Origin of the sequence: Pseudomonas sp. K8 (assembly GCF_014889455.1) — a bacterium.
GTDB classification, from domain to species: domain Bacteria; phylum Pseudomonadota; class Gammaproteobacteria; order Pseudomonadales; family Pseudomonadaceae; genus Aquipseudomonas; species Aquipseudomonas veronii.
On sequence record NZ_VJWO01000064.1, the window covers coordinates 1 to 24,348 of the forward strand.

Below are 24,348 nucleotides of genomic sequence, written 5' to 3' on the forward strand. Positions count from 1 at the left end.
CATGTAGTTGGGCGGGATGGGCAGGGGTGCAGGCCTTGGGGGTACAGAAACGCTCATAGGAAACCTCTGGTTCGAACCAGGAATAGTGAGTGTCCTGTGTGGTACGTGCGTCGATCTGGTTCCGCGTCAAAACGAGCGCACAATGCGTCCCAACGTCTCCATCGCTTTTTCCGATGCTTCCGACCACGGGCTGCCGTAGTTCAGGCGGATACAGTTCCTGAAACGCTGGGTCGCCGAAAAAATCGGCCCCGGCGCGATGCTGATGCCTTGGGCCAAGGCCATCTGGAACAACTTCAATGAATCCGTCTGCTCCGGCAATTCCAGCCAGAGGAAATACCCGCCGGCCGGCTGGCTGACCCGCGTCTGCGCCGGAAAATACCGGGCAATGGCCGCAAGCATTGCGCTTTGCTGTTCTTCCAGGGCGTAGCGCAATTTGCGCAAGTGCCGGTCATAGCCGCCATGTTGCAGGTAGTCGGCAATCGCCGCCTGGGCGGGCATCGACGGGCACAACGAGGTCATCAGCTTCAAACGCTCGACCTTCTGCGCATAGCGCCCGGCCGCCACCCAGCCAATGCGATAACCCGGTGCGAGGCTCTTGGCGAAGGAGCCGCAGTGCATCACCAGGCCCTCGGTGTCGAAGGCCTTGGCGGGTTTCGGTGCCTGTTGTCCGTAGTACAACTCTGCGTAGACGTCGTCCTCGATCAACGGCACCTGATGGCGGCGCAGCAGCTCCACCAATTCCTGTTTCTTCGCTTCCGGCAGCGTGGCGCCCATGGGGTTCTGGAAACTGGTCATGGTCCAACAGGCTTTGATCGGGTAGCGCTCCAGGCTTTGCGCCAGGGCGTTGAGGTCGATGCCGTCACGCGGATGCACGGGGATTTCCACCGCTTTGAGTTTCAGGCGTTCGAGCACTTGCAGGCAGGCATAAAACGCCGGCGCTTCAATGGCCACCAGATCGCCCGGCTCGGTGACGGCCTGCAGGCACAGGTTCAGGGCTTCGAGGGCGCCGTTGGTGATCAGCAGCTCTTCCATCGGCAACATCAGGCCGCCGACCATATAACGCAGGGCAATCTGCCGGCGCAGTTGCGGGTTGCCCGGCGACATGTCGGTGACCACCAGGCGCGGGTCCATCTCACGGGCGGCGCTGGCCAGGGAGCGGGCCAGGCGGGGCAGCGGGAACAGCATCGGGCTGGGGAAGGCCGAGCCGAACGGCACGGTATTCGGGTCTTTGATGGACTCGAGCACCGAGAACACCAATTCGCTCACATCGACTTCGGTGGACTCATGCACATGTTCACTCACCACCGGTTCGGAGAACGGGCTGGGCGCATGGGTGTTGACGAAGTAGCCAGAACGCGGTCGCGCCCGGATCAGGCCGCGGCGTTCCAGCAGGTAGTACGCCTGGAACACCGTGGACGGGCTGACGCCGTAGGTCTGGCTGGCATAGCGCACCGAAGGCACTCGCTGGCCAGGGCCGAGCACGCCGGAGCGGATCAGTTCTGCGATGTCGTCGGCGAATTTTTCGTAGCGTTTCATGGTAGCCAAATTAATCTTCTCAAGATGTACGCAGGGCGAAATGTGGCCGCCGGCTTAGCGGCTGCCACATTTGATCTCTTATGCAGGCCAACCCTCAGCGGTTCAACGGTGCCACGAAACGGCTGTCGGCAGCGCTGTAGACCCATGGTTCGTCGACGTCGGTGACCTTGAAGCGCAGAATCTGCGAACTGCTCGCCGGCTTGTCCGCCAGCAACGCCACCGACACCGGCACGTCGCTGATTTCCCCCGGGGCCAGGCTGATCTGGGTCTTGCCTTGCAGCTGGAAGCCTTCGCCATCCACCAGTTCCAGGCGGTAGTCCTGGGGTTGCTGGGTCTTGTTGATGACCTTGAGGCTGTAGATGTTTTCGATCAGGCCCTGGCTGTTTTCGCGGAACATGCCGCGGTCCTTGGTCACGTCCAGCGACACCATCGGCCGCTGCACCAGTGCCACGACCAACGCCGCGATCATCACCAGCAGCACCGCACTGTAGCCGATCAGGCGTGGCCTGAGCAGGTGGGTCTTGCCGCCTTGCAGTTGATGTTCGCTGGTGTAACTCACCAGGCCGCGGGCGTAGCCCATTTTGTCCATGATCGAGTCGCAGGCATCAATGCACGCCGCGCAGCCGATGCATTCCATTTGCAGGCCGTCGCGGATATCGATGCCGGTGGGGCACACTTGCACGCACAATTGGCAATCGATGCAGTCGCCGAGGCCGACGTCCGCCGGTTTGGCTTCACGCTTGCGCGGGCCGCGGTGTTCGCCACGGGCCGCATCGTAGGAGATGGTCAGCGTGTCTTTGTCGAACATCACGCTCTGGAACCGCGCATATGGGCACATGTGCATGCACACCGCTTCGCGCAGCCAGCCGGCGTTGAGGTAAGTGGCGGCGGTGAAAAACACCACCCAGAACAGGCTCACGCCGCCCATCTGCCAGGTCAGCAGTTCGCTGGCCAGCGGGCGAATGGGTGTGAAGTAACCGACAAAGGTCAACCCGGTCAGCACGCTGATACTCAGCCACAGCGTATGTTTGGCCGAGCGCCGTGCCAGTTTGTTCAGGCTCCAGGGTGCCGCTTGCAGCTTGATACGCTGGTTGCGCTCGCCTTCGGTGACTTTTTCGCACCACATGAACAGCCAGGTGAACGAGCTTTGCGGGCAGGTGTAGCCGCACCACACCCGGCCGGCGAACACGGTGATCGCAAACAGGCCGAAGGCGCAGATGATCAACAGCGCCGACAGCAGGATGAAGTCCTGCGGCCAGAACGTGGCGCCGAATATGTGGAACTTGCTTTCGGCCAGATCCCACAGTACGGCCTGGCGCCCGCCCCAGTTCAGCCACACCGTGCCGAAAAACGCCAGGAACAGAAAGCCTGCACCAGCCACGCGCAAGGTGCGGTACAGGCCGGTGAAGCTACGGGTATGGATCTGGTTATCGCTGGATTTGGCCGTCACCTTCTTCGGGTGCGCAGGCTCGTGGATTTCCACGGTTCGGACGGGGATTATTTCGCTCATGGTCGTTTGCTCATCAGCCTCCATCAGGCCGGTGAACTATGCTCGTCGTGCTGTTTGCATAACAGACTCAGGTGTGGCGATAAAAAGCGGATCAGATGCGCTGCAAAGGCCCTGCTGCGACAATGTGCTGCACCCCGTGGCGCCTGGGGCGCAGCTCGATTCAGCGTGTGCTGATACAGATCAATCAAATCACCGAATCACTGTCGCTGGCCTTCAGGTGTTTGCGCCCATCCTGGGCGCCGGCGACGGTCAGCGCGTCGGCCTCGACCTCGGTGATGTAGATCCGGTCGTCGTTCAGCGCCACAAAAGACATGGATTTTTCGCTGTCGGTACTGACGGTGACCTGGGACGCGGGCAGGCTTTGTTCCTGGCCGTTGTCATCGACCGTGAAGTAGCAGATCTGGTTTTCGATACGTACAGGCATGGTGAACTCCTTGTCATCGTCTGGTGATGGTGAGGGGATAGCATTGGGCTGAGGGTTCCTCCACCCGCACGGGCGGGTCTTGCGGCGGTTCCTCCTCAGGAGGCGCAGCCGGTTCGGTGGGCGGCAGGGTCGGCTTGTCGATATTCGGATCGGGCGTTTGCGCGGGGATCGGGATATTCATCGGTGTGGCCTCCTTTGTGCTTTGCTCTATCGGTGGACAGCCGCCCGGGGGAATTGATTCCCCCGTCGATGGCGGCATATCCACCTGAACTTTTCACCCGGCCCCGGGCTCGGACCTTATGTGGCCCTGCTCAGGGAGAGCGGTGCCGTATCAGAATTCGGATCAAGCAAAGAGCGTCCACAGGGCGTAAGGGGAAGATGCTCGATGACTGCTGAAACACTGACTCCAGACGATTGTGTATTGCCGCTGTCCCAGGCGTTGTTGCTGCCTCGCATAGCGATTGAAAGCACCATGCCGGTGATCGACGGCGGCGAATTTGCGGTCAAGGCCGTGGTGGGCCAACGCATCAATGTCACCAGCAAGGTGTTCGCCGATGGCCACGACACGCTCGCGGTGCTGATCCGCTGGCGCGCCTTGCACGATGAAAGCTGGCACAGCGAGGTCATGGCCGATATCGGCAACGACGGCTGGGAGGGCGCGTTTACCGTCACCGCCCAAGGGCCCCATGAATATTGCATCGAAGCCTGGATCGATAGCTTTGCCAGCTTCTGCTACGAACTGCGCAAGAAACATGAGGCTGGCGTGCCGGTCAGCCTTGAGTTGCAGGAAGGCCGCAGCCTGGTGCTGCTGGCCGCCGAGCGCAGTGACAGTGAGCTGCGCGAGCGCCTGATGCGCTTGTACCACGAGCTCTCCGGCCTGCTGGAAACCGAGCAGGTTGCGCTGTTCCTGCACGAAGACAGTGCGTACCTGATGACCCGGGCCGATCACCGCGCCTATTTGAGCATCAGTCCCGCGTACCCGCTCGACGTGGAGCGCGAGCGTGCGCAGTTTGCCAGTTGGTATGAGCTGTTTCCGCGCTCTATCACCGACCATCCAGCGCGTCACGGTACGTTCCTCGACGTGCATTCGCGGCTGTCGATGATCCATGACATGGGGTTCGACGTGCTGTACTTCCCGCCGATCCACCCCATCGGCCGCAGCCACCGTAAGGGCAGGAACAATGCCTTGAGGGCCGAGCAGCACGATCCGGGCAGCCCCTACGCGATCGGCAGCGAGGAGGGCGGCCACGACGCGATTCATCCGCAACTGGGCAGCCGCGACGATTTTCGGCGCCTGGTCAAGGCGGCCGCCGACCATGGCCTGGAAGTCGCCCTGGACTTCGCCATTCAGTGCTCCCAGGACCACCCGTGGCTCAAGCAGCACCCGGGCTGGTTCAACTGGCGCCCGGACGGCACGATCAAATACGCGGAAAACCCGCCGAAAAAGTACCAGGACATCGTCAACGTCGATTTCTACGCCGCCGATGCGATCCCCAGCCTGTGGACCGAACTGCGTGACATCGTGCTCGCTTGGGTCGAGGAGGGCGTGAAGACATTCCGCGTCGATAACCCTCACACCAAGCCGCTGCCATTCTGGCAATGGCTGATCAGCGATGTGCGGTCCAAGTACCCGGAGGTGATCTTCCTCGCCGAAGCATTCACCACACCGGCGATGATGGCGCGCCTGGGCAAGGTCGGTTACTCCCAGAGCTACACCTATTTCACCTGGCGCAACACCAAGGCCGAGCTGAGCGAGTACCTGGCGCAATTGAACGAGTCGCCCTGGCGCGAGTGCTACCGGCCGAACTTCTTCGTCAACACCCCGGACATCAACCCCGCTTTCCTGCATGAGTCCGGGCGCCCGGGCTTCTTGATCCGCGCCGCGCTGGCGAGCATGGGCTCGGGGTTGTGGGGCATGTATTCCGGCTTCGAACTGTGCGAAGCCGCGCCGGTGCCGGGCAAGGAAGAGTACCAGGACTCGGAAAAATACGAGATCCGCCCCCGGGACTTCACCGCACCCGGCAACATCATCGCCGAGATCGCCCAACTCAACCGCATCCGCCGGCAAAACCCGGCATTGCACACGCATCTGGGGCTAACGCTCTACAACGCCTGGAACGAGAACATCCTGTACTTCGGCAAGCGCAGCGAAGACGGCAGCAATTTCATCCTGGTGGCGGTCAACCTCGACCCATTCAATGCCCAGGAAGCGCAATTCGAATTGCCGCTGTGGGAGCTGGGCCTGCCGGACGACGCCCACACCCAGGGCGAAGATTTGATGAACGGCCATCGCTGGACGTGGTACGGCAAGACCCAATGGATGCGGCTGGAGCCGCAGATGCCGTTCGGGATCTGGCGCATCACCACGTACTAAGGATCGACATGTGGGCGGGGGCTTGCTCCCGAAAGCGCTATGCCAGCCTATGGATCAAGTGACTGTCCTGCCGCTATCGGGCGCAAGCCCCCGCACTTCGACCCGCTTCAGTCTGCAAGAATCCTCGAGTTTTCAGGAGTTTCCAATGGCGAAGAAACCCAAGGCTGCCACCTTTATCAAAGACCCGCTGTGGTACAAGGACGCGGTGATCTATCAGGTTCACGTCAAATCCTATTTCGACTCCAATAACGACGGCATCGGTGACTTTCCCGGGCTGATCGCCAAACTCGACTACATCGCCGACCTCGGTGTGAACACCATCTGGCTCCTGCCGTTCTACCCCTCGCCACGTCGCGACGACGGCTATGACATCGCCGAGTACCGCGGCGTGCACAGCGACTACGGGACCATGGCCGATGCCCGGCGCTTTATCGCCGAAGCCCACCAACGCGGGCTGCGGGTGATCACCGAACTGGTGATCAACCACACCTCCGACCAGCACCCGTGGTTTCAGCGCGCACGCAAGGCCAAGCCCGGTTCGGCGGCGCGGGACTTCTACGTGTGGTCCGACGACGATCAGAAGTACGACGGCACGCGCGTCATCTTCCTCGATACCGAGAAGTCCAACTGGACCTGGGACCCGGTGGCCGGCCAGTACTTCTGGCACCGTTTCTATTCGCACCAGCCCGACCTCAACTTCGACAATCCGCAAGTGATGAAAGCCGTGCTGTCGGTGATGCGCTTCTGGCTCGACATGGGCATTGACGGCCTGCGCCTGGACGCGATCCCGTACCTGATCGAGCGCGACGGCACCAACAACGAAAACCTGCCGGAGACCCACGACGTCCTCAAGCAGATCCGCGCCGAGATCGACGCCCATTACCCCGACCGCATGCTGCTGGCCGCAGCCAACCAGTGGCCGGAAGACACGCAGATGTACTTCGGTGACAAAAAGGGCGACGACGGCGATGAATGCCACATGGCCTTTCACTTCCCGCTGATGCCGCGCATGTACATGGCGTTGGCCCAGGAGGACCGTTTCCCGATCACCGACATCCTGCGCCAGACCCCGGAAATCCCGGCCAATTGCCAATGGGCGATCTTCCTGCGCAACCACGATGAACTGACCCTGGAAATGGTCACCGACAAAGAACGCGACTACCTGTGGAACTACTACGCCGCCGACCGTCGCGCGCGGATCAACCTGGGCATTCGCCGGCGCCTGGCGCCGCTGATGGAGCGTGACCGCCGTCGCGTCGAACTGCTCAACAGCCTGCTGTTGTCGATGCCGGGCACGCCGACCCTGTATTACGGTGATGAAATCGGCATGGGCGACAACATCTATCTGGGTGACCGCGACGGCGTGCGAACGCCGATGCAGTGGTCCATCGACCGTAACGGCGGCTTTTCCCGCGCCGACCCGGCCAGCCTGGTGCTGCCGCCGATCATGGACGCGCAATACGGCTATCAGTCGGTCAACGTCGAAACCCAGGCCCAGGACCCGCATTCGTTGCTCAACTGGACCCGCCGCATGCTCGCGGTGCGCAAGCAGTCCAAGGCCTTCGGCCGCGGCAGCTTGAAGATGCTCTCGCCGAGCAACCGGCGCATCCTCGCCTATACCCGTGAATTCACCGGGGACGACGGCCGCACCGAGATCATCCTGTGCGTGGCCAACGTCTCGCGCAGCGCCCAGGCGGCCGAGTTGGACCTCTCGGCCTTCGCCGGCATGGTGCCGGTGGAGATGCTCGGCGGTAATGCGTTCCCGCCCATCGGCCAGTTGAATTTCCTGCTGACCCTGGCGCCGTATGGCTTCTACTGGTTCGTGCTGGCGGCGGAAAACCAGATGCCCAGCTGGCATGTGGAACCGGTGCAAAGCATGCCGGACTTCACCACCCTGGTTCTGAAAAAACGCATGGAGGAGCTGCTCGACGCACCGTGTCGCGCTGTCCTGGAGCACACCTCGCTGCCGGCCTGGCTGCCCAAGCGCCGCTGGTTCGCCGGCAAGGACACGGCCATCGACAGCGTGCATATCGCCTACGGCGTGCGGTTCGGCGACCTGCAGCACCCGGTGCTGCTCAGCGAAATCGAGGTGAGCGCCGGGGGGCAGGTCAGCCGTTACCAGTTGCCGTTCGGCTTTCTCGGCGAAGACCAGTTCACCAGCGCCTTGCCGCAACAACTGGCCCTGGCCCGTGTGCGGCGCGTGCGTCAGGTGGGGTTGGTGACCGATGCGTTCAGCCTGGAACACTTTATCCGCGCGGTGATCCAGGCCTTGCAGGCCGGCACCGTGTTGAACAGCAGCGAGGGCGAGCTGCGCTTTGAAGCCACGCCGCAACTGGCCAGGCTGGCGCTGACCGATGAGTCGCCCGTGCGCTACCTGGCCGCCGAGCAGTCCAACAGCTCGGTGGTGGTGGGCGAGAGCCTGGTGCTCAAGCTGATCCGCAAGGTCAGCGCCGGGGTCCATCCGGAGCTGGAGATGAGCGCCTACCTGACCGCAGCCGGTTACCCGAACATTTCGCCGTTGCTCGGTTCGATGATTCGGCGTGACGGCCAAGGCCAGGACAACCTGTTGATGATTGCCCAGGGCTACCTGAGCAACCAGGGCGACGCCTGGGGCTGGACCCAGAACAACCTGGAGCGCGCGATCCGCGACGAACTGGCCGAAGCGATGTCCGAACAGGAGCAGCATTACAACGCCTTGGGCGAGCTGGCCGACTTTGCCGGCTTGCTCGGGCAGCGCCTGGGTGAAATGCACGGCGTGCTGGCGGCGCCGACGGCCAACCCAGACTTCCAAGCCGAAGTCACCACCGCCAAGGATGCCGAGGCCTGGGCCAAGGACATCGCGGCGCAGATCGAGCGCGCCCTGCAATTGCTCAAACTGCATCAAAACCAATTGAACCCGGCCGATCAGGCGCGGGTCAGTGAATTGTTGGAGCAGAAAAAAGCCATCGGCGCTCAGGTCCGGGCGTTGGCGCAGGCCGCGTTGGGCGGCTTGCGCATTCGCGTCCACGGTGACTTGCACCTGGGCCAGGTGCTGGTAGTGAAAGGCGACGCCTACCTGATCGACTTTGAAGGGGAGCCGGCGCGGCCGCTGCACGAACGGCGCGGCAAGCACAGCCCGTATAAAGACGTCAGCGGCGTGCTGCGTTCGTTTGATTACGCGGCGGCCATGGCCCTGAATGTGCAAGGTGTGGACCACTCACCCGCAGCGGACGCGGCGCGCCAGCGTGTGACCGAGCGCTACCTGATTGAGGCGCGTCTGGCATTTATCAAGGCTTATCACGCGGCGACGGCTACACTGGCGCATGACTGGCAGGATGCCAAAGGCCAGGACGCAGCGCTGACCTTGTTCAGCCTGGAGAAGGCCGCGTACGAAGTGGCTTATGAAGCGGAAAACCGCCCGACCTGGCTGCCGGTGCCCTTGCAGGGGTTACACGGTTTGCTCAGCGGGCTCATACCTGGATCGAAATCTGTACGCGGTGGGGAGACGTCATGAGTTTTACGAATAAAGAACCGCTGCAGCCGAAACTGACAGCAATGCCGGCGTCCAAGGACGTCGAAGCGCTGGTGCGCGCCGAACACCATGATCCGTTCTCGATTCTCGGGCCCCATGATGACGAGCAGGGCGGCCAGTTTGTCCGTGCGTTCCTGCCGGAGGCCTTGAGTGTCCAGCTGCTGAGTCGCGACACTGGCGAGCTGATCGGCAGCCTCGACGCGACCCAGGTGCCGGGTCTGTTTATCGGGCATTTCAGCAGCCGCCAGGCCTACCTGTTGAAGATCCAATGGGCCGGTGGCGAACAGATCACCGAAGACCCTTACAGTTTCCAGCAACTGCTGCTGGGGGAAATGGACCTGTACCTGTTTGCCGAAGGTAATCACCGTGACCTCAGCAGTTGCCTGGGCGCCCAGTTGACCACGGTCGATGGCGTGCAAGGCGTGCGGTTTGCCGTGTGGGCACCGAACGCCCGGCGCGTGTCGGTGGTCGGCGACTTCAATATCTGGGACGGCCGCCGCCACCCGATGCGCCTGCGCCATCCGGCCGGTGTGTGGGAGATCTTTATCCCACGCTTGCAAGCGGGCGCGGCCTACAAATACGAGATTCTCGGGGCCCACGGCATTTTGCCGCTCAAGGCCGACCCGATGGCCCTGGCCACCCAGATGCCGCCCGACACGGCATCGAAAGTCGCGTCGCCGTTGCAGGTCGACTGGCAGGATCACGCGTGGATGCAGGCGCGTGCGCAAAAGCAGAAGCCCACGGCACCGTTGTCGATTTATGAGTTGCACCTGGGCTCCTGGCAGTGCGAACTGGACGAGGCCGGTGAGGTTTCGCGCCAGTACGGCTGGGGTGAACTGGCCGAGCGGCTGATTCCGTATGTGCAACAGTTGGGCTTTACCCATATCGAGCTGATGCCGATCATGGAACACCCGTTCGGCGGTTCCTGGGGTTATCAAGCGTTGTCCCAGTTCGCGCCGACTGCGCGCTTCGGTTCGCCGCAAGCATTCGCCGAGTTCGTCAATGCCTGTCACCAGGCCGACATCGGCGTGATCCTCGACTGGGTACCGGCGCATTTTCCCACCGATGCCCACGGCCTCGCGCAATTCGATGGCACGGCGCTGTACGAATACGCCAACCCGCTGGAAGGCTTCCACCAGGATTGGGACACGCTGATCTACAACCTGGGTCGCACCGAAGTACATGGCTTTATGCTGGCCTCGGCGCTGCATTGGCTCAAACACTTCCACGTCGATGGCCTGCGCGTCGATGCCGTGGCCTCGATGCTGTATCGCGACTATTCGCGCAAGGCCGGCGAATGGGTGCCCAACCGCCATGGCGGCCGCGAGAACCTCGAAGCCATCGACTTCCTGCGGCACTTGAACGACGTGGTCGCCCTCGAAGCCCCCGGCGCGCTGGTGATCGCCGAAGAATCCACGGCCTGGCCGGGCGTCAGCCAGCCAACCCAACAGGGCGGCCTGGGCTTCAACTACAAGTGGAACATGGGCTGGATGAACGATTCCCTGCATTACATCCAGCAAGACCCGGTGTACCGCGCCCACCATCACAATGAACTGAGTTTTGGCCTGGTGTATGCCTGGTCCGAGCGTTTCATCCTGCCGATCTCCCACGATGAAGTGGTCCACGGCAAGCACTCGCTGATCGACAAGATGCCCGGCGACCGCTGGCAGAAATTCGCCAACCTGCGCGCCTACCTGAGTTTCATGTGGACGCACCCGGGCAAGAAGCTGCTGTTCATGGGCTGCGAGTTCGGCCAATGGCGCGAGTGGAACCACGACCAGCAACTGGACTGGTACCTGCTGCAATACCCCGAACACCGTGGGGTGCAGAAGCTGGTGAGTGACTTGAATCGCCTGTACCGCGAGGAACCGGCCCTGTATGAACAGGACGACGCGCCCCAGGGCTTCCAGTGGCTGATCGGCGACGATGCGATCAACAGCGTCTACGCCTGGCTGCGCTGGAGCAAGGACGGCAGGCCGGTACTGGTGGTGGCCAACTTCACCCCGGTGCCCCGTGAAGCCTACAAGGTCGGCGTGCCATTCGCCGGGCGTTGGAGCGAGGTGATCAACAGCGATGCGGACACGTATGCCGGTTCGAATTATGGCAATGGCGGGGGGGTATTCACCGAAGATGAACCGCATCATGGTCAACCGGTGTCGCTGTCGTTGAATCTGCCGCCATTGGGCGTGCTGATTTTGCGTCCGCAAGACAGTTAACGGCGCCAAGGTGCTGGCGTCTATTGTCCGCGCTAGTGGCAGGGTGCCACAATGGCACCTTTGTCGCGGCAGTTGAATCAGGCGGTTTTCATGAATGGCCTTGGGCATGAGCAAGACCAGGATTGCGTTATTGAGGGGCAGGTGCGAACCGACCGTTTGCATCAGCTGTTTCGTCAGTCATTTGCCGCCATTTTCGGCAGTTATTTCGCGGCGGCGATGCTTTGCTGGCTGTGTTGGGACCGTTTTGACCACCAGGTCATGCAGGTATGGCTGGCGGTGCTGGCGGCGTCATCGCTGCTGCGGGTGAAAATGTTCCTCGAGTGGTTTCGCAGCCCCCACAGCGAGCGCACGCCGGAACGCTGGGAGCGCCGTTACTGGCTCACCTTGATACTGTCCGCGAGCATCTGGGGCGCCGGTGCCTTTGCGGTAATGCCCAGCGACGACCGGATGTCCCAAGTACTGGTGATGTTGTTTACCGTGGGCATGTCCGTCAGTGCTGTCTCGTGCTATTCGGCCTATCGCTACATGACCATGGTGTCCATGGGCCTGGTGTTGCTGCCGTGTACGCTGTGGCTGCTGTTTCAGCCGTCGTCGATGCAGGTCGGCGTGGCGATTGCGGTGCTGGTGTTTTCCTCGTTTGTGGTCAGTGCCACGCGCAAGTTGTCCGGCGCCCTGGAAAAAGCCTTCCGTCTGACCAGGCAGATGGAACGCGCCCACACTATTTCCGCGCGCGCCGCACAGACCGATGAACTGACCGGGCTGATGAACCGCCGCGCGTTTTTTGAACATGCACAATTGCTGTACGCGCAGTGCCGCCTCAACCGGCAGCCGCTGTGCGCGTTGATGATCGACATGGACCACTTCAAGGAAATCAACGATACCTACGGCCACCAGGCCGGCGACCAGGTATTGCGGCAGATCGGCGGAGTGATCACCGCGTCGTTTCGCCAGGCCGATGTTTACGGTCGCCTGGGGGGCGAGGAGTTTGCGGTGTTGCTGCCCAATACCTCGCTGGAAACCGCCCGGGGTATCGCTGAGCAGTTGATCAAGGCCATCTCCTGCATGGCTTCCGAACCTGTGCAGGGCATGACCGCCAGTCTCGGCGTGGCGTCGACCTGCACCTTGGATGGCGACCTGCACGCGTTGATGAACACCGCCGACAAGGCGCTATACCGCGCCAAGGCCCTCGGCCGCAATCAAGTGGCCGTGGCGGAGTAGGGCTCAGTCCTTGAACATGGCCTTGGCCAGCACCCGCGCCACCTGGTCGGCGGAGTAGGGCTTGGCGAGGAACTCGAACCCTTCGTAGCCGCTTTCCGCGAGTTCTTCGCTGTAGCCGGAGGTGAGCACCACCGGCAGGTCGGCGCGACGTTGGCGCAGGAGCCTGGCCATCGCCACGCCGGTCATGCCCGGCATCACCACGTCCGAGAAAATCGCGTCGAAAGCCGCGGCATCCGGACCGGCCAGCGCCAGCGCCTGTTCGGCATCGGTCGCCCAGGTGGTCTGGTAACCGAGGTCCTGGAGGATCTGGTTGGCGAAACGGCCTACGTCCAGGTTGTCTTCCACGATCAGGATGTTGCGCAGGGTCGTGTCGTGGGGCGGTGCCGGGTCACTAGGGGAGGGCTCGTGGCGGGCGTCCTCCGGCTCGACCTCGGGCAGGTACAGGGTAAACACCGTGCCCTGGCCAAGACGGCTGGCCACGTCGACATTGCCACCGGACTGCTTGGCGAAGCCGAACACCTGTGACAACCCCAGGCCCGTGCCTTTGCCCACGGCCTTGGTGGTAAAGAACGGCTCGAAAATGCGCTCGAACGTTTCCCCCGGAATGCCGCTGCCGGTGTCGGCCAGGGCCACCGTGACAAACGGCTGGCAGGCTTGGGCATCGCCTCGGATGCGCGGCATCGCGTCCAACGTGTCCACGCGCAGGGTCAGGGTGCCCTGGCCGTCCATGGCATCGCGGGCGTTGAGTGCGATATTGATCAGCGCGGTTTCGAACTGGCTCGAGTCGACCCGGACATGGCACGGCCGCTCGGGCAATTGAACCTGCACATGAATGCGCGCACCGGTGACACTCTCGAGCATCTCGCCAATGTCCTTGACCCGCTGCGCCACATCGAAGACTTCCGGGTTCAGCGGTTGGCGGCGGGCGAACGCAAGTAACTGGCTGGTCAACTTGCTGGCGCGCTCGACGGTGTCCGACACTGCGCGCATGTAGCGTTGGCGCCGTTCTTCGGGCAGCCCGGGCTGACGCAAAAAGTCCACCGACGAACGAATGATGGTCAGCAGGTTGTTGAAGTCATGGGCTACGCCGCCGGTCAATTGGCCGATGGCTTCGAGTTTCTGTGATTGACGCAACGCCGCTTCGGCCTGGGCCAGCGCAGCGGTGCGTTCTTCCACACGCTGCTCGAGGGTGGCGTTCAATTCGGTAAAGGCCGCCAACCCTTCGCGCACGGCGGCATCGGCGCGCACCCGTTCGATGTGCGCCCAGGACCGTTCGGTGACTTCGGCCAACAGTGCCAGGTCATACGGCGACCAGGTCCGCTCTGCTGTGCTGTGAACCGCCATCAAGGCCGTAAGGCGACCGTGTTTGATCAGTGGTATGCAGATCGTGGCGGTGATGCCCAGGGCCTGGAACGCCGCGGCTTCCTGTGCGGGCAGTTCAAGCCGGTTGTTGCCGATCACCAGCGGCTCACCGGCCCGCAGGCACTTGACCGCGGTCTGCCCGAAGGCCTGCAGGCGGTAGTGGCCGACGATGCTGGGCGAGCCGGGAGCCGTCCAGTTGTCACGGATGGTGAAGCCGTCTTCATCGGCGTCCATATCGGCGTAGGCGCAGATGGACACTTGCAGATGCTGCGCCAGCAGGTGCGTGGTGGCGGTCACGATGGCTTCGGCATCGGTGGCATTGGCGACCGTGCTGCCGATGGTATCCAGCACCGCAAGGCGGCGCGAAAGGAACACCGTGGCGGTGGTTTCGGTCACGGTGTCGAGCATGCCGACGACGTGGCCCCGCGGGTCGCGGATCGGGCTATAGCAGAACGTGAAGTACGCCTGTTCCGGCGCCGCGCCGCGTTCGATCACCAGCGGGAAGTTTTCGATATAGGTCGCATGGCCCTGGAAAGCCGCATCGGCGATGGGGCTGATGTCGTCCCAGACCTCGCTCCAGATCTCGCTGAATGGACGCCCCAGGGCATAGGGTTTATTGCCCAGTATCGGAATGAACGCGTCGTTATAGAGGGTCGTCAATTGAGGCCCCCACACGATGGCTTGGGGGAAACTTGAAGCAAAGCACAGCGCCACGGTGGTCTTGAGCACATCCGGCCAGTGTTCCAGCGGACCCAGGGGCGTACTGGCCCAGTCGTGCTGGCGTACCCGCTCGGCCATGTCGCTGCTGCTTTGCAGCCAATTCATCATCGGGTGAACACCTTGTTTGCCACGGTCTGTTTGGATGCCTGATGCGTCAGGCCAATAAGCAACAGACAGAAATGATTGCTGCCGGTTCAGCGCAATTATCCATGAGATGGCACTTTGATGCTTCACCCGCTGGGATAGATCTCATCGCGGGTGTTCACTTACTGTTGTGTTCCGAACACCGCTGTCCAATAAATGCCTGCATCGCTCTTCGGGTCCATCGCGTAGGCGGCGCCCAATTCACGGAATTGCGGGTTCATCAGGTTGGCGCAATGGCCGGGGCTGGCGAGCCAGCCGTCCACCACTTTGCGCGGGGTGTCGAGGCCGGCCGCGATGTTTTCGCCGATGTTCTTCGCGCTGTACCCGGCCAGCTCGGCGCGGTCGCCCGGGGTGCGGCCGTCGTGGTCCAGATGGTCGAAGAAATTGCCGTTGGCCATGTTGCGTGTGTGGCTGTTGGCGGCACTGGCCAAGGTGTCGTTCCACGACAGTGGCGTGGTCGCGGTGAACGCCTGGGGACCGCATTGGCGCGGTTGTGTGCGGGCGGCGTTGATCAGGTTCAGCAATTGCCTGCCTTCGGTCTGCCAATCGCCCAGGCCGCTGGACAGCAGTGGGCGGGCGAGCACGATGCGCCAGTCCTGGTCGCTGTTGCTCACGCCGATGTCGACGAATTGCGGGTCCAGCACCACGCGGCAGAAACTCTCGCGCACGGCTTTCATGGCCGCCTGGGCATCCTTGGGCCCGGACAGGCTGATTGCCTGCACGTTGACCATCGGGTACGCCGCGCGGGCCAGGGCCTGCTGCAAGTCGCCGACATTACTGGCCGGCAGCACCAGGCGCGTATCGCTGGCCAGCGGTGGCAGTTCCTGGGAACCTTGGTCGCCGCAGCGTTGCACCTGGCTGCGGTAAGCGTTGATCTGTTGCACTAACTGACTTTCTTCATTCGCCATCGCGCTGGCGCAGAACACCAGGCTGGCGGCCAGCGTCGTCAGACCCATCATCAATGACAGCACGCGCATGGACGTTACCCTTGAACTTGAAAGTGCCCATGATGCGCGATGTAGGGGCGTCCATGCACCCGTTGGTCCGAACTTTTTTCCTCGGGTTTTGAATGCCGGATGTTCACGGCCCTGGTCATGCAAGGCAAACGCCACCACCCGCCGCGCTGGCATGGCGAGGATGATCAACCCGCAATGAATGAGGATATTCAGCTCACGCCAGCTGACGCGCGGGTTGTCGCCGCCATGCCATGGCGCTGGCGAGCAGGATCAAAGCGAATGCTGCGGTAAAGGTTGCGTGCAGACCGTCAGCCACGGATTGCGGCGTGGCATGGGTGACATCGGGAGTGGTCCAGGCAAACATCGCGCCCAATGCCGACGCACCGAAAATCAGCCCCAGGTTGCGTGACAGGTTCAGCAGGCCTGAGATCGTGCCTCGGCGTGCCGCATCGGCTTCGCTCATCACCGCAGTGTTGTTGGCGGCCTGGAACAGGCTGTAGCCCGCGGTCAGCGTAATCAGTGAGGCAAGATAAGTGACCAGCCCGGACGCAAGGCACAGCGACAGGGCGCCACTGCCGCAGACAGCCAGCCCCACGAGTGTCATGACGTGGCTGCCAAAGCGTTCGCTCAGACGACCGGCCGGAATGCCGGTGAGCGCCGCGACACCAGGGCCGACGGCCATTGCCAAGCCCATCCCGGCCGGATCGAGCCCAAGCCCTCGGGACAAGTAGAACGGCCCGACGACAAAGGTGGCCATGATCACCGCCGACACCAACGCACTCATCACCAGGCCGGCGCGCAACGAGGTCGACTGCAATGAGCGCCAAATGCCGGTGCCGCTGGCCAGTGGCGCGGGTGGTTGATCCACCGGCAAGTAGCGCCAGGCGAGGGCGGCCGCGAGCAAGCCCAGCGGCATCCCCACCAGAAACAGCGCGCGCCACCCCCACACACTGAGCAACAGGCCGCCCACACCGGGGCCCATGGCGGTACCGACGGCTGACATCGTGCCGAGCAAGCCCATGACACGCGCAGTGCGCGCTTGGGGGACGGTGTCGCCGACCATCGCTAACGTCATCGCCATCATGATCGCCGCGCCCAAACCTTGCAGGCTGCGCGCTGCAATCAGCCACCGCAGGCTAGGCGCGACACCGCATAACCCGCCGGCCAAGGCGAACAGCAGCAAGCCAGCGATCAACAGCCGCCGTCGCCCCAGCCGATCGCCCAGGCGCCCGGCATTGACGATGACTGCCGTGATCGCCAGCAGGTAGGTGAGCACCACCCATTGCGTCGCGTGAAAGGATGCATTGAAGGCCTGCGCTAGGCTGGGCAGGCCGACATTGGCGATGCTGGTGCCAAGGGCGGCCAGCAACATGGACAGGCACAGGCTGACAAGACCGCCACGGGAAGAGGTATGCATGGAAGATTCCTTGAATGAACGCAACTGTCGCAAATCTACGGCGTGGCCTAACATGGCGGAAGACGCATGAGTTGCACTAAATACCTGCATATGACGCCTGCCATGGAGCGCTGATGCCCGATCTCAATTTGCTGATCACCCTGGATGTATTGCTCGCCGAAGGCAGTGTCGCCCGTGCGGCCAAGCGCCTGCGGTTGAGCCCTTCGGCCATGAGCCGGGCGTTGGCGCGCTTGCGTGCGACCACCGGCGACCCGTTGCTGGTCCGCGCTGGCCGTGGCCTGGTGCCGACGCCCCGGGCGTTGGCACTGCGCGAACAGGTCAGCCAACTGGTGCAGGGCGCCCAGGCGGTGTTGCGCCCGGCACAGGCGCTGGAGATGGCCCACGTGGTCCGCACCTTCACCCTGCGAACCAGCGAGGAGTTTGTCGAAGGCTTCGGTTCGGCGTTGCTCGCCCGTCTCGCCGAGGACGCCCCCGGCGTGCGCCTGCGCTTCGTCAGCAAGACCGACAAGGACACTGCGCAACTGCGCGAAGGCAGCGTCGACCTGGACATCGGCGTGGTCGACCCCACGGCCAGCCCTGAAGTGCTGACCCAGGCGCTGTTTCGCGATCGCCTGATCGGCGTGGTGCGCAGCGGCCATCCCCTGAGCCAAGGCGAGATCAGCGCTGCACGGTTTGCCGAGGGCCGACACCTCTACGTATCGCGGCGCGGCCAGGACCGCGGCCAGATCGACGACGTCCTCGAAGCCCAGGGCCTGACGCGGCAGATCGGCAGCATCGTCGCCAGCTTTTCCAGCGCCATCGCCCTGGCACGCAACACCGACCTGATTGCCTCGGTGCCCGAACGCTATACCCCAGACCGGCGCGACCTGTTCTGTTTTGCGCTGCCGGTGGCGTTACCCGCGTTTACCGTGGCAATGCTCTGGCACCCACGGTTGGACGCCGATCTGGCCCATCGTTGGTTGCGCGGGTGTTTGCGCGAGGTGTGCGGACGATGACAGTGCGGCCCGTCCCCGGGGTGATGTGCATGCGAGCCGCCAGGCGTGCAGAGCATGGCGGGCATGCCTATCGATCCCGAACCTGCTGCAACAGGTACAATCCCATCTGCCTTGACGCGAAACCTCAGGAATTTGCATGTTCAGCCTTACCCGCTACACCACGCCGTGCCCCGAACCGGTCAACAGCCAGATCCTGCAGATGGTGGTCGACAACCTCACCGACATCAGCAGCGTCGCGCTGCCGCCGAGTAACCTGCTCTACAACATTTACCAATATGCCATCGGCTTTGAGGTGCATTTGTACCTGCAGGCGCTGGACGGGTCGAAGGGGATCGCGATCGAACTGATCGTCGCGACGTCTGCGCAAGACCCGGAAAAAGTCATTGGGTTTTTGCTGTACTTGCCGGTCAAGGACGACCCAGAAGCCTGCGGTGTGGCGTTCATGGCCGTACAGGCAGGCAACCGGCGCCAGGGCGTGGCGCGGGGCATGATGCAAGAGGTGCTGGCACGTTATCCTCACGCCGAACTGGCCTGCGCCGTGGACAAAGTGCCGGCCTTCGCGGCGATGGGCTTTCAGGTGCGCGGCGCGCGCGGCACGCAGGTGCTGATGAACACCCGCGCCTACGCCACCGATGGCTTGATGGGCGTGCTGGATGTGGCCGCTATCTATAGCTCATTGGAAGTGCGGCAGATTCATACCTACCTGCTGCAAAAACATGGCAAGCGCGCCATGGTAGATGCCGAGAAGCAACGTGACCGGCACCTGGATCAACTGGCGCACAAGGTCCGCTTGTTTGTGCAGGGGCGAGGCTGAAAAAAGCCTCTCAACGGGCGCTGTGCGCCCCGCGATTGACCATTGCCAGAATGGTCGCCAGCAACTCCTGTTGCGCCTCTTCACGGCTGAGCTCACCGCTGGCCGCCGCATGAGACAAGGCCTCCGCCGCCCCGAGCATGGCCCGCAGCCCGGCCTGGGACACGCTGCCGCCCGGCGCGAAGGGGGCCATGACGTCGCGGCACTTATTGAGAAAGAGTGCTTCGTACTTGCGCTTGAGGCTTTCCAACTCCGGTGAGCTGCTCAGCGCCGCGATCACCCCCGGAATTTCCCGGCCCTGCAACAACACGCAGTCGACATAGGATGAGGCGATCACCCACGCGCGATCTTCCAGGGTCGGGCTGCTGGCTTCGAGGGCGTCGGCAAGCACCTGATTCTGGCGCCCATCGAAATCCTCGTACAACGCCGCCAGCAACCCCGCGCGGGTAACGAAATGGTCATAGACCACCGGCTTGGTCACGCCCGCTCGTTCCGCCAGGTGGCCGAGGGTCAGGGCTTCGGTGCCTTCTTCACGCACCAGTTGCCAGGCCACGTCCAACAATTGGCGCAGACGATCTTCACGCGACAGGCGACGACGCGGGGCAGGGGATTCACTGCTTGACATGCTTATATACCAAAAGTAACTTACCAAAGGTAACTTAAGCCCAGCATAAACCCAATGGGAGTCACTGTCATGCACGCACTGATCGTTGTAGCTCATCACGACCCGCAATCCCTCACCCACAGCCTCGCCGCGCAAGTCGCCGCCGGGCTGAGCGCGTCTGGCCATACGTTCGAAATCGCCGACCTTGCCGCCGAAGGCTTCGACCCGCGCTACAACGCTGCCGACCAGCGCGTACATCGCACCCGCGCCGAACCGCCGGCTGACGTCGCCGCCGAACAAGCCCGCATCGACCGCGCCGACGCCCTGGTCTTGGTGTTCCCCATTTACTGGTGGTCGCTGCCAGGCCTGCTCAAGGGGTGGATCGACCGCGTGTTCGTCAACGGCTGGGCGATCGACTACGGCCCCGACACTCCGGTGGTGAAGAAACTGCGGCACTTGCAGGTTCACCTGCTGGCCCTCGGTGCTGCCGATCAAAGCGCGTTTGAGCGCCATGGTTATGCCAAGGCCATGCACACGCAGATCGATTACGGGATCTTCGATTACTGTGGCGCGCAGGTGCTGACGTCAGCGTTGCTGCTGGAGTCGGAAAGCGGCCAGGTGCAGGTGCATCTGGATCACGCCAAGGCAGTGGGCCAGGGTCTGTTCGAAACCGAGACGGTCGCCGGATGATTTCGTTGCGAGCAGGGAACCAGAAACCGTTGGACAACCAATCAAGGCGTTCACAATCACTGGAGATTTGATAATGACTTCAATTTCTGCTGCATCTGGATCCGCACCGATTGCTCCTCCCATTGACACATCCCTGGGAAAACCCACGCAAGATCAAGTGAGACAAGAGCAGGAAAACAATGCGAACCAAGACAGTCCGTATCCAAATCTATCGAATGGCGACCTGCAAAACTTGACCTTTGATCAACACAATACGCTCGATAAATATCCCAATATGAACTATCAGCAGGTTGTGGATGCACATGGGAAAGAGTTTCCAAATATATCGCCTAGAGAAGTTCAAGATTTGAACTCCGAGCAAGTGGACAGGCTTATCAAGTATCCCACTATGACTTACCAAGACGTGCTTAATGGGCATGGCGTGAAAGGCGGCGATAATTTCATCTGGTAACTACGTTAGTTGCGGCACGCGTCAGGCCTGGAGCAGCAGCTTGGTGGCGATGCACTGAAAGGACCGACTAGAGTCCAAGCAGGTCATGTGCATCCAGCAGCCGGTAGGCAATCTCCGGTCGTTTCTCCAGGCCTCGGCGAATCGCCGCCGGGATCGATTGCCGGGTCTTGCGGCACAGGCCGGGCAGTTCGTCGATGACGATCTGAATCCCGCGCATGCTCTTGACCTCGGTGTGCCCCGGCGCGACCTGCACGCGGATACCCAATAGCGCGTACATGCGCTGCTGCATGTGTTCGAGGTCTTGCAGGCTTTGCAGGTCTTCCAGGCGTTCGATCAGGCGTTTTTCTTCCTGGCGCGTCAGGTTGAGGATGCGCAGGTCGGCGCCTGGGGTTTGCAGCAGCTGTTCGCGGTCACAGACACAGGCGCCGGGCGGGCAGGGTTGGCGAATGTTCATGATCAAGCCCTCCCCATCTCGACGTCGCGGACTCAGTAGCGCAGGGCGACACCCAGGCTGCCCAGTGCCTTCCAGTAGTCAGGATAGGTCTTGGCCACGCAGTCCGGGTCCTGAATACGAATACCCGAGACCTTCAGCCCGGCCAGGGCGAAACACATGGCGATGCGGTGATCGGCGTGGGTGTCGATCAGTGCAGTGCAGGCCGTGCCTGCCAGTGCCGGATCGCTGGCCACCAGCAGGTCATCGCCTTCGATGCGGGCCAGGCCTGGGCGGATCTGGTTGAGGCCGTCGTGCAGCGCCTGCACGCGATCACATTCCTTGACCCGCAGGTTGGCCAGTTCGGTGAAGCGCACCGGGCTGTTGTTGAACGCGGCCAGCACGGCAAGCGTCGGGATCGCGTCCTGCATTTGCGAACCCACCACCGTGGCCTGCATGTTCGGGAACTGTGCGATCAGCGCCTGGGCCTTGGCGTCCGGCTGGGTGAAGTCGTGTGCGGCGACGCCGATATCGATGTGCCCGCCGGTCAGCACCTCAGCCGCCCACAGGTAGGTGGCGGCGGAGGCGTCCGGTTCGATCAGGTAGTCATGGGCGGTGTAGCCGCTGGGAGCGACGCGCCAGGTGGTGTCGTCGACCACCTCGACCTGCGCGCCGAATGCACGCATGCAGTCGAGGGTCAGGTCCACATAGCCGCGGGCGCCGATGTCCTTGCCGGTCAGCGCCACTTCAATCGGCGCTGCGCCGCAGGCCGCGAGCATCAGCAAGGCCGATACGTATTGGCTGGACAGACCGCCGTCGATCTCAAAGCGCTTGGCCTGGACCTTGCCCACGCCATGCACGGTAACCGGCGGGCAACCGGTCGGGCTGTCGACCTGGATGCCGTTCTGGCCGAGGGTGGCGAGCAGCGGGCCGATCGGGCGTTTGCGCATGTAGTCGTCGCCGTCCAGCACCACGGTGCCTTGCACGGTGGCGACGGCGGCGGTGAGAAAACGCATCGCGGTGCCGGCATTGCCGAGGAACAGCGGCTGCGCAGGCAATTGCAGCTGGCCTTGGCCCGTGACCACGAAGGTGGTGTCGTCCGGCTCGTCGATGATCACGCCCATCTGGCGCAGGGCCACCGACATGTGCCGGGTGTCATCGCTCTTCAACGCGCCGCTGAGGCGGCTGGTGCCCTTGGCCAGGGCGGCGAGCAACAGCGCGCGGTTGGTAATGGATTTGGAGCCGGGGGGCGCGACCTTGCCATTGAGGGGGAAAGTGGGCGGTGTAACGGTCACGGTTTTCTGCGAACTCAAGGTACAAGGCTCCTGATTCAAGGCAAGGTGGCACGGAGTGGCCGACGGGCGGACCCGAATAATCGGGCATAGACGTCACGCTTGTCGAGGCTTAGCGCTGGGCGAGCGAGTAATCATGCAGCGCCCGCGCCGCCGGTTCGATCTCGCTGACGCGCTGCTGATGCGCCTGTACATCGAGGTCCGCCGGCAGTTCGAAGTTGTCCTGTTCGGCGCACCAGGAGATTTTCTCCAGCAGTGCGGCCTGTTCGGCGGGCAGTTCAGGCCAGTTGCCGATAGCGGCGCCACGGATATAGCCAAAGCACCATTCTTCGGCGAGGGTCAGGGTCTGGCCCTGATGCTCCGTGTCGTCGAAGCGCGCCCGGAAACCTTTGGCGTCGGTGGCCAGTTGGGCGGCGCGGGCGTTCATGTGGCGAACGCACAGTTCGAGGAACTGCTTGGCTTCTTCGGCACTTTCCCACTGCGGGTTTTGCCCGCCCCAGATCGCCGGGAACCACTCGGCGATATCCACCGGTGCCGGGCTGGACACCAGCGCGCAGAAGTAACCATCGAGTTCGGCGAGGTTCAGCACCGAGTGGTCGTCACCGTACTTGAGCAGGGTTTCTTCGATCAGGTCGAAATCGGCGGGGGCCAGAGGTTGGGTGAGCATGGGGCGTATCCTTTAAACGTCGAGCGCCGCTGCGGCAGCGGCTTAAAGCGCGAAGGATGGCGCCTGAGGCGGTTTTTATCCAGCCTTTTCCAAGGCCGGCAGCCCGTCCCGGATGAATTTTAGCAGTCCCGTTTTTGGCTGATGCGCCGTGGCTCACCCTTGTTATAGTTCGGCTCTTATTACTCGCCAGTCAGGGATCACTGCCATGTCCGAATACCAAGCCTTCGTCGTCGAGCTCATTGGCAGCGCTGCCCATGTGCAGATCAACCGCCCGGAAAAGATCAACGCCATGAACGCGGCGTTCTGGACCGAGATCATCGATATCTTCCGCTGGGTCGACGACACCGACGCCGTGCGCGCCGTGGTGCTCAGCGGCGCCGGCAAACATTTTTCGTCCGGCATCGACCTGATGATGCTGGCCTCGGTGGCCAATGATTTTGGCAAGGACGTGGGCCGTAATGCACGCCTGTTGCGGCGCAAGATCCTCGAACTGCAAGCCTCGTTCAACGCCGTCGACACCTGCCGCAAGCCGGTGCTGGCCGCGATCCAGGGTTACTGCATCGGTGGCGCCATCGACCTGATCAGCGCCTGCGACATGCGTTACGCCGCCGAGGACGCGCAGTTTTCCATCAAGGAAATCGACATCGGCATGGCGGCCGACGTCGGCACCCTACAGCGCCTGCCGCGCATCATCGGCGATGGCATGCTGCGCGAGCTGGCCTACACCGGTCGCCAGTTCGGCGCCGAGGAAGCGCGCAGCATCGGCCTGGTCAATCGCGTGTATCCCGATCAGGAAAGCCTGTTGGCCGGCGTACTGGACATCGCCCGGGAAATCGCCGCCAAATCGCCGATTGCCGTGACCGGCACCAAGGCCATGATCAGCTACATGCGTGACCATACAGTCAATGACGGTTTGGAATACGTTGCCACCTGGAACGCGGCTATGTTGCAATCCAACGACTTGCGCGTGGCCATCGCGGCCCATATGAGCAAGCAGAAACCCGAATTCGTGGATTGACT

The 24,348-nt window shown here is 62.6% G+C and carries 20 protein-coding genes; 9 read left to right on the forward strand and 11 right to left on the reverse strand.

Features of this window, described 5'->3' with window-relative positions; all coding sequences use genetic code 11:
• Positions 1-126 precede the first annotated feature (126 nt).
• The 4 genes from mapR to INT12_RS27650 form a co-directional block, all read right to left on the reverse strand.
• Positions 127-1,536, reverse strand: coding sequence for a GntR family transcriptional regulator MpaR (mapR, locus tag INT12_RS27635; protein ID WP_017848443.1), 1,410 nt, complete (start codon positions 1,534-1,536; stop codon positions 127-129).
• A gap of 94 nt (positions 1,537-1,630) precedes the next feature.
• Complete coding sequence (gene ccoG / locus INT12_RS27640) at positions 1,631-3,046, reverse strand: cytochrome c oxidase accessory protein CcoG (protein ID WP_193040343.1); 1,416 nt, start codon at positions 3,044-3,046, stop codon at positions 1,631-1,633.
• Positions 3,047-3,230: 184 nt separating this feature from the next.
• Positions 3,231-3,470: a DUF3203 family protein gene (locus INT12_RS27645; RefSeq protein ID WP_017848445.1), complete on the reverse strand. Its 240-nt coding sequence runs from the start codon at positions 3,468-3,470 to the stop codon at positions 3,231-3,233.
• Positions 3,471-3,483: 13 nt separating this feature from the next.
• Positions 3,484-3,651 (reverse strand): hypothetical protein, encoded by a 168-nt coding sequence (locus INT12_RS27650; RefSeq protein WP_164887046.1) that lies wholly within the window; start codon positions 3,649-3,651, stop codon positions 3,484-3,486.
• A 204-nt stretch (positions 3,652-3,855) separates the two neighbouring features.
• On the opposite strand from INT12_RS27650, the gene INT12_RS27655 reads away from it, so the two are divergent.
• The 4 genes from INT12_RS27655 to INT12_RS27670 all read left to right on the forward strand — a co-directional run bounded on the left by INT12_RS27655 (position 3,856) and on the right by INT12_RS27670 (position 12,789).
• Positions 3,856-5,844, forward strand: coding sequence for an alpha-1,4-glucan--maltose-1-phosphate maltosyltransferase (locus tag INT12_RS27655; protein WP_193040342.1), 1,989 nt, complete (start codon positions 3,856-3,858; stop codon positions 5,842-5,844).
• Positions 5,845-5,989: 145 nt separating this feature from the next.
• Positions 5,990-9,337: a maltose alpha-D-glucosyltransferase gene (gene treS / locus INT12_RS27660; protein ID WP_193059103.1), complete on the forward strand. Its 3,348-nt coding sequence runs from the start codon at positions 5,990-5,992 to the stop codon at positions 9,335-9,337.
• Entirely contained in the window at positions 9,334-11,571 is a 2,238-nt protein-coding gene (glgB, locus tag INT12_RS27665; RefSeq protein ID WP_193040340.1) for a 1,4-alpha-glucan branching protein GlgB, read from the forward strand. The genes treS and glgB overlap by 4 nt, the downstream gene beginning before the upstream one ends.
• A gap of 51 nt (positions 11,572-11,622) precedes the next feature.
• Positions 11,623-12,789: a sensor domain-containing diguanylate cyclase gene (locus tag INT12_RS27670; RefSeq protein WP_104903069.1), complete on the forward strand. Its 1,167-nt coding sequence runs from the start codon at positions 11,623-11,625 to the stop codon at positions 12,787-12,789.
• 3 nt (positions 12,790-12,792) lie between these two features.
• Here INT12_RS27670 and INT12_RS27675 read toward each other — a convergent pair whose 3' ends face one another.
• From INT12_RS27675 to INT12_RS27685, 3 genes are all read right to left on the reverse strand, one after another.
• Entirely contained in the window at positions 12,793-14,979 is a 2,187-nt protein-coding gene (locus INT12_RS27675; RefSeq protein WP_169884597.1) for a GAF domain-containing protein, read from the reverse strand.
• A gap of 158 nt (positions 14,980-15,137) precedes the next feature.
• The gene (locus tag INT12_RS27680; RefSeq protein ID WP_193040337.1) at positions 15,138-15,992 is read right to left on the reverse strand and encodes a CAP domain-containing protein; all 855 of its coding nucleotides are present in this window, start codon (positions 15,990-15,992) and stop codon (positions 15,138-15,140) included.
• A 193-nt stretch (positions 15,993-16,185) separates the two neighbouring features.
• Positions 16,186-17,388 (reverse strand): MFS transporter, encoded by a 1,203-nt coding sequence (locus INT12_RS27685; RefSeq protein WP_193040336.1) that lies wholly within the window; start codon positions 17,386-17,388, stop codon positions 16,186-16,188.
• A gap of 113 nt (positions 17,389-17,501) precedes the next feature.
• Here INT12_RS27685 and INT12_RS27690 point away from each other — a divergent pair, with 113 nt between their 5' ends.
• Together INT12_RS27690 and INT12_RS27695 are read left to right on the forward strand one after the other, a co-directional pair.
• Positions 17,502-18,383, forward strand: coding sequence for a LysR family transcriptional regulator (locus tag INT12_RS27690; protein WP_046383206.1), 882 nt, complete (start codon positions 17,502-17,504; stop codon positions 18,381-18,383).
• 136 nt (positions 18,384-18,519) lie between these two features.
• The gene (locus INT12_RS27695) at positions 18,520-19,197 is read left to right on the forward strand and encodes a GNAT family N-acetyltransferase (RefSeq protein WP_193040335.1); all 678 of its coding nucleotides are present in this window, start codon (positions 18,520-18,522) and stop codon (positions 19,195-19,197) included.
• Between the two features lie 10 nt (positions 19,198-19,207).
• Here the strand turns inward: INT12_RS27695 and INT12_RS27700 are convergent, their stop codons facing one another.
• The gene (locus tag INT12_RS27700; protein WP_193040334.1) at positions 19,208-19,819 is read right to left on the reverse strand and encodes a TetR/AcrR family transcriptional regulator; all 612 of its coding nucleotides are present in this window, start codon (positions 19,817-19,819) and stop codon (positions 19,208-19,210) included.
• 69 nt (positions 19,820-19,888) lie between these two features.
• Here INT12_RS27700 and INT12_RS27705 point away from each other — a divergent pair, with 69 nt between their 5' ends.
• Together INT12_RS27705 and INT12_RS27710 are read left to right on the forward strand one after the other, a co-directional pair.
• Entirely contained in the window at positions 19,889-20,488 is a 600-nt protein-coding gene (locus tag INT12_RS27705) for an NAD(P)H-dependent oxidoreductase (RefSeq protein ID WP_017848457.1), read from the forward strand.
• A gap of 73 nt (positions 20,489-20,561) precedes the next feature.
• Entirely contained in the window at positions 20,562-20,939 is a 378-nt protein-coding gene (locus tag INT12_RS27710) for a hypothetical protein (protein WP_193040333.1), read from the forward strand.
• A gap of 67 nt (positions 20,940-21,006) precedes the next feature.
• Here INT12_RS27710 and INT12_RS27715 read toward each other — a convergent pair whose 3' ends face one another.
• The 3 genes from INT12_RS27715 to INT12_RS27725 form a co-directional block, all read right to left on the reverse strand.
• Positions 21,007-21,393 (reverse strand): hypothetical protein, encoded by a 387-nt coding sequence (locus INT12_RS27715; protein ID WP_046383210.1) that lies wholly within the window; start codon positions 21,391-21,393, stop codon positions 21,007-21,009.
• Positions 21,394-21,425: 32 nt separating this feature from the next.
• Positions 21,426-22,682 carry a 3-phosphoshikimate 1-carboxyvinyltransferase gene (gene aroA, locus INT12_RS27720; protein WP_017848460.1) on the reverse strand — a complete coding sequence of 419 codons (1,257 nt, stop codon included), beginning with the start codon at positions 22,680-22,682 and terminating at the stop codon, positions 21,426-21,428.
• 91 nt (positions 22,683-22,773) lie between these two features.
• On the reverse strand, positions 22,774-23,328 hold the full coding sequence (locus tag INT12_RS27725; protein ID WP_017848461.1) for a UPF0149 family protein: 555 nt from the start codon (positions 23,326-23,328) through the stop codon (positions 22,774-22,776).
• A gap of 205 nt (positions 23,329-23,533) precedes the next feature.
• Between INT12_RS27725 and INT12_RS27730 the strand changes: the two genes are divergently transcribed.
• A complete protein-coding gene (locus INT12_RS27730; RefSeq protein WP_193040332.1) occupies positions 23,534-24,346 on the forward strand; it encodes a crotonase/enoyl-CoA hydratase family protein in 813 nt (270 codons plus the stop codon).
• The last annotated feature ends 2 nt before the right edge of the window (positions 24,347-24,348 follow it).

What these genes read in the sequence shown, in the direction of transcription:
- INT12_RS27645 (WP_017848445.1), bottom strand. Translation starts at nt 3,470, where the DNA reads ATGCCTGTACGTATCGAAAACCAGATCTGCTACTTCACGGTCGATGAC.
- INT12_RS27710 (WP_193040333.1), top strand. Translation starts at nt 20,562, where the DNA reads ATGACTTCAATTTCTGCTGCATCTGGATCCGCACCGATTGCTCCTCCC.
- INT12_RS27650 (WP_164887046.1), bottom strand. Translation starts at nt 3,651, where the DNA reads ATGAATATCCCGATCCCCGCGCAAACGCCCGATCCGAATATCGACAAG.
- INT12_RS27695 (WP_193040335.1), top strand. Translation starts at nt 18,520, where the DNA reads ATGTTCAGCCTTACCCGCTACACCACGCCGTGCCCCGAACCGGTCAAC.
- mapR (WP_017848443.1), bottom strand. Translation starts at nt 1,536, where the DNA reads ATGAAACGCTACGAAAAATTCGCCGACGACATCGCAGAACTGATCCGC.
- treS (WP_193059103.1), top strand. Translation starts at nt 5,990, where the DNA reads ATGGCGAAGAAACCCAAGGCTGCCACCTTTATCAAAGACCCGCTGTGG.
- INT12_RS27655 (WP_193040342.1), top strand. Translation starts at nt 3,856, where the DNA reads ATGACTGCTGAAACACTGACTCCAGACGATTGTGTATTGCCGCTGTCC.
- glgB (WP_193040340.1), top strand. Translation starts at nt 9,334, where the DNA reads ATGAGTTTTACGAATAAAGAACCGCTGCAGCCGAAACTGACAGCAATG.
- INT12_RS27715 (WP_046383210.1), bottom strand. Translation starts at nt 21,393, where the DNA reads ATGAACATTCGCCAACCCTGCCCGCCCGGCGCCTGTGTCTGTGACCGC.
- INT12_RS27705 (WP_017848457.1), top strand. Translation starts at nt 19,889, where the DNA reads ATGCACGCACTGATCGTTGTAGCTCATCACGACCCGCAATCCCTCACC.
- INT12_RS27680 (WP_193040337.1), bottom strand. Translation starts at nt 15,992, where the DNA reads ATGCGCGTGCTGTCATTGATGATGGGTCTGACGACGCTGGCCGCCAGC.
- ccoG (WP_193040343.1), bottom strand. Translation starts at nt 3,046, where the DNA reads ATGAGCGAAATAATCCCCGTCCGAACCGTGGAAATCCACGAGCCTGCG.
- INT12_RS27685 (WP_193040336.1), bottom strand. Translation starts at nt 17,388, where the DNA reads ATGCATACCTCTTCCCGTGGCGGTCTTGTCAGCCTGTGCCTGTCCATG.
- INT12_RS27675 (WP_169884597.1), bottom strand. Translation starts at nt 14,979, where the DNA reads ATGATGAATTGGCTGCAAAGCAGCAGCGACATGGCCGAGCGGGTACGC.
- INT12_RS27700 (WP_193040334.1), bottom strand. Translation starts at nt 19,819, where the DNA reads ATGTCAAGCAGTGAATCCCCTGCCCCGCGTCGTCGCCTGTCGCGTGAA.
- INT12_RS27725 (WP_017848461.1), bottom strand. Translation starts at nt 23,328, where the DNA reads ATGCTCACCCAACCTCTGGCCCCCGCCGATTTCGACCTGATCGAAGAA.
- INT12_RS27690 (WP_046383206.1), top strand. Translation starts at nt 17,502, where the DNA reads ATGCCCGATCTCAATTTGCTGATCACCCTGGATGTATTGCTCGCCGAA.
- INT12_RS27730 (WP_193040332.1), top strand. Translation starts at nt 23,534, where the DNA reads ATGTCCGAATACCAAGCCTTCGTCGTCGAGCTCATTGGCAGCGCTGCC.
- INT12_RS27670 (WP_104903069.1), top strand. Translation starts at nt 11,623, where the DNA reads ATGGCACCTTTGTCGCGGCAGTTGAATCAGGCGGTTTTCATGAATGGC.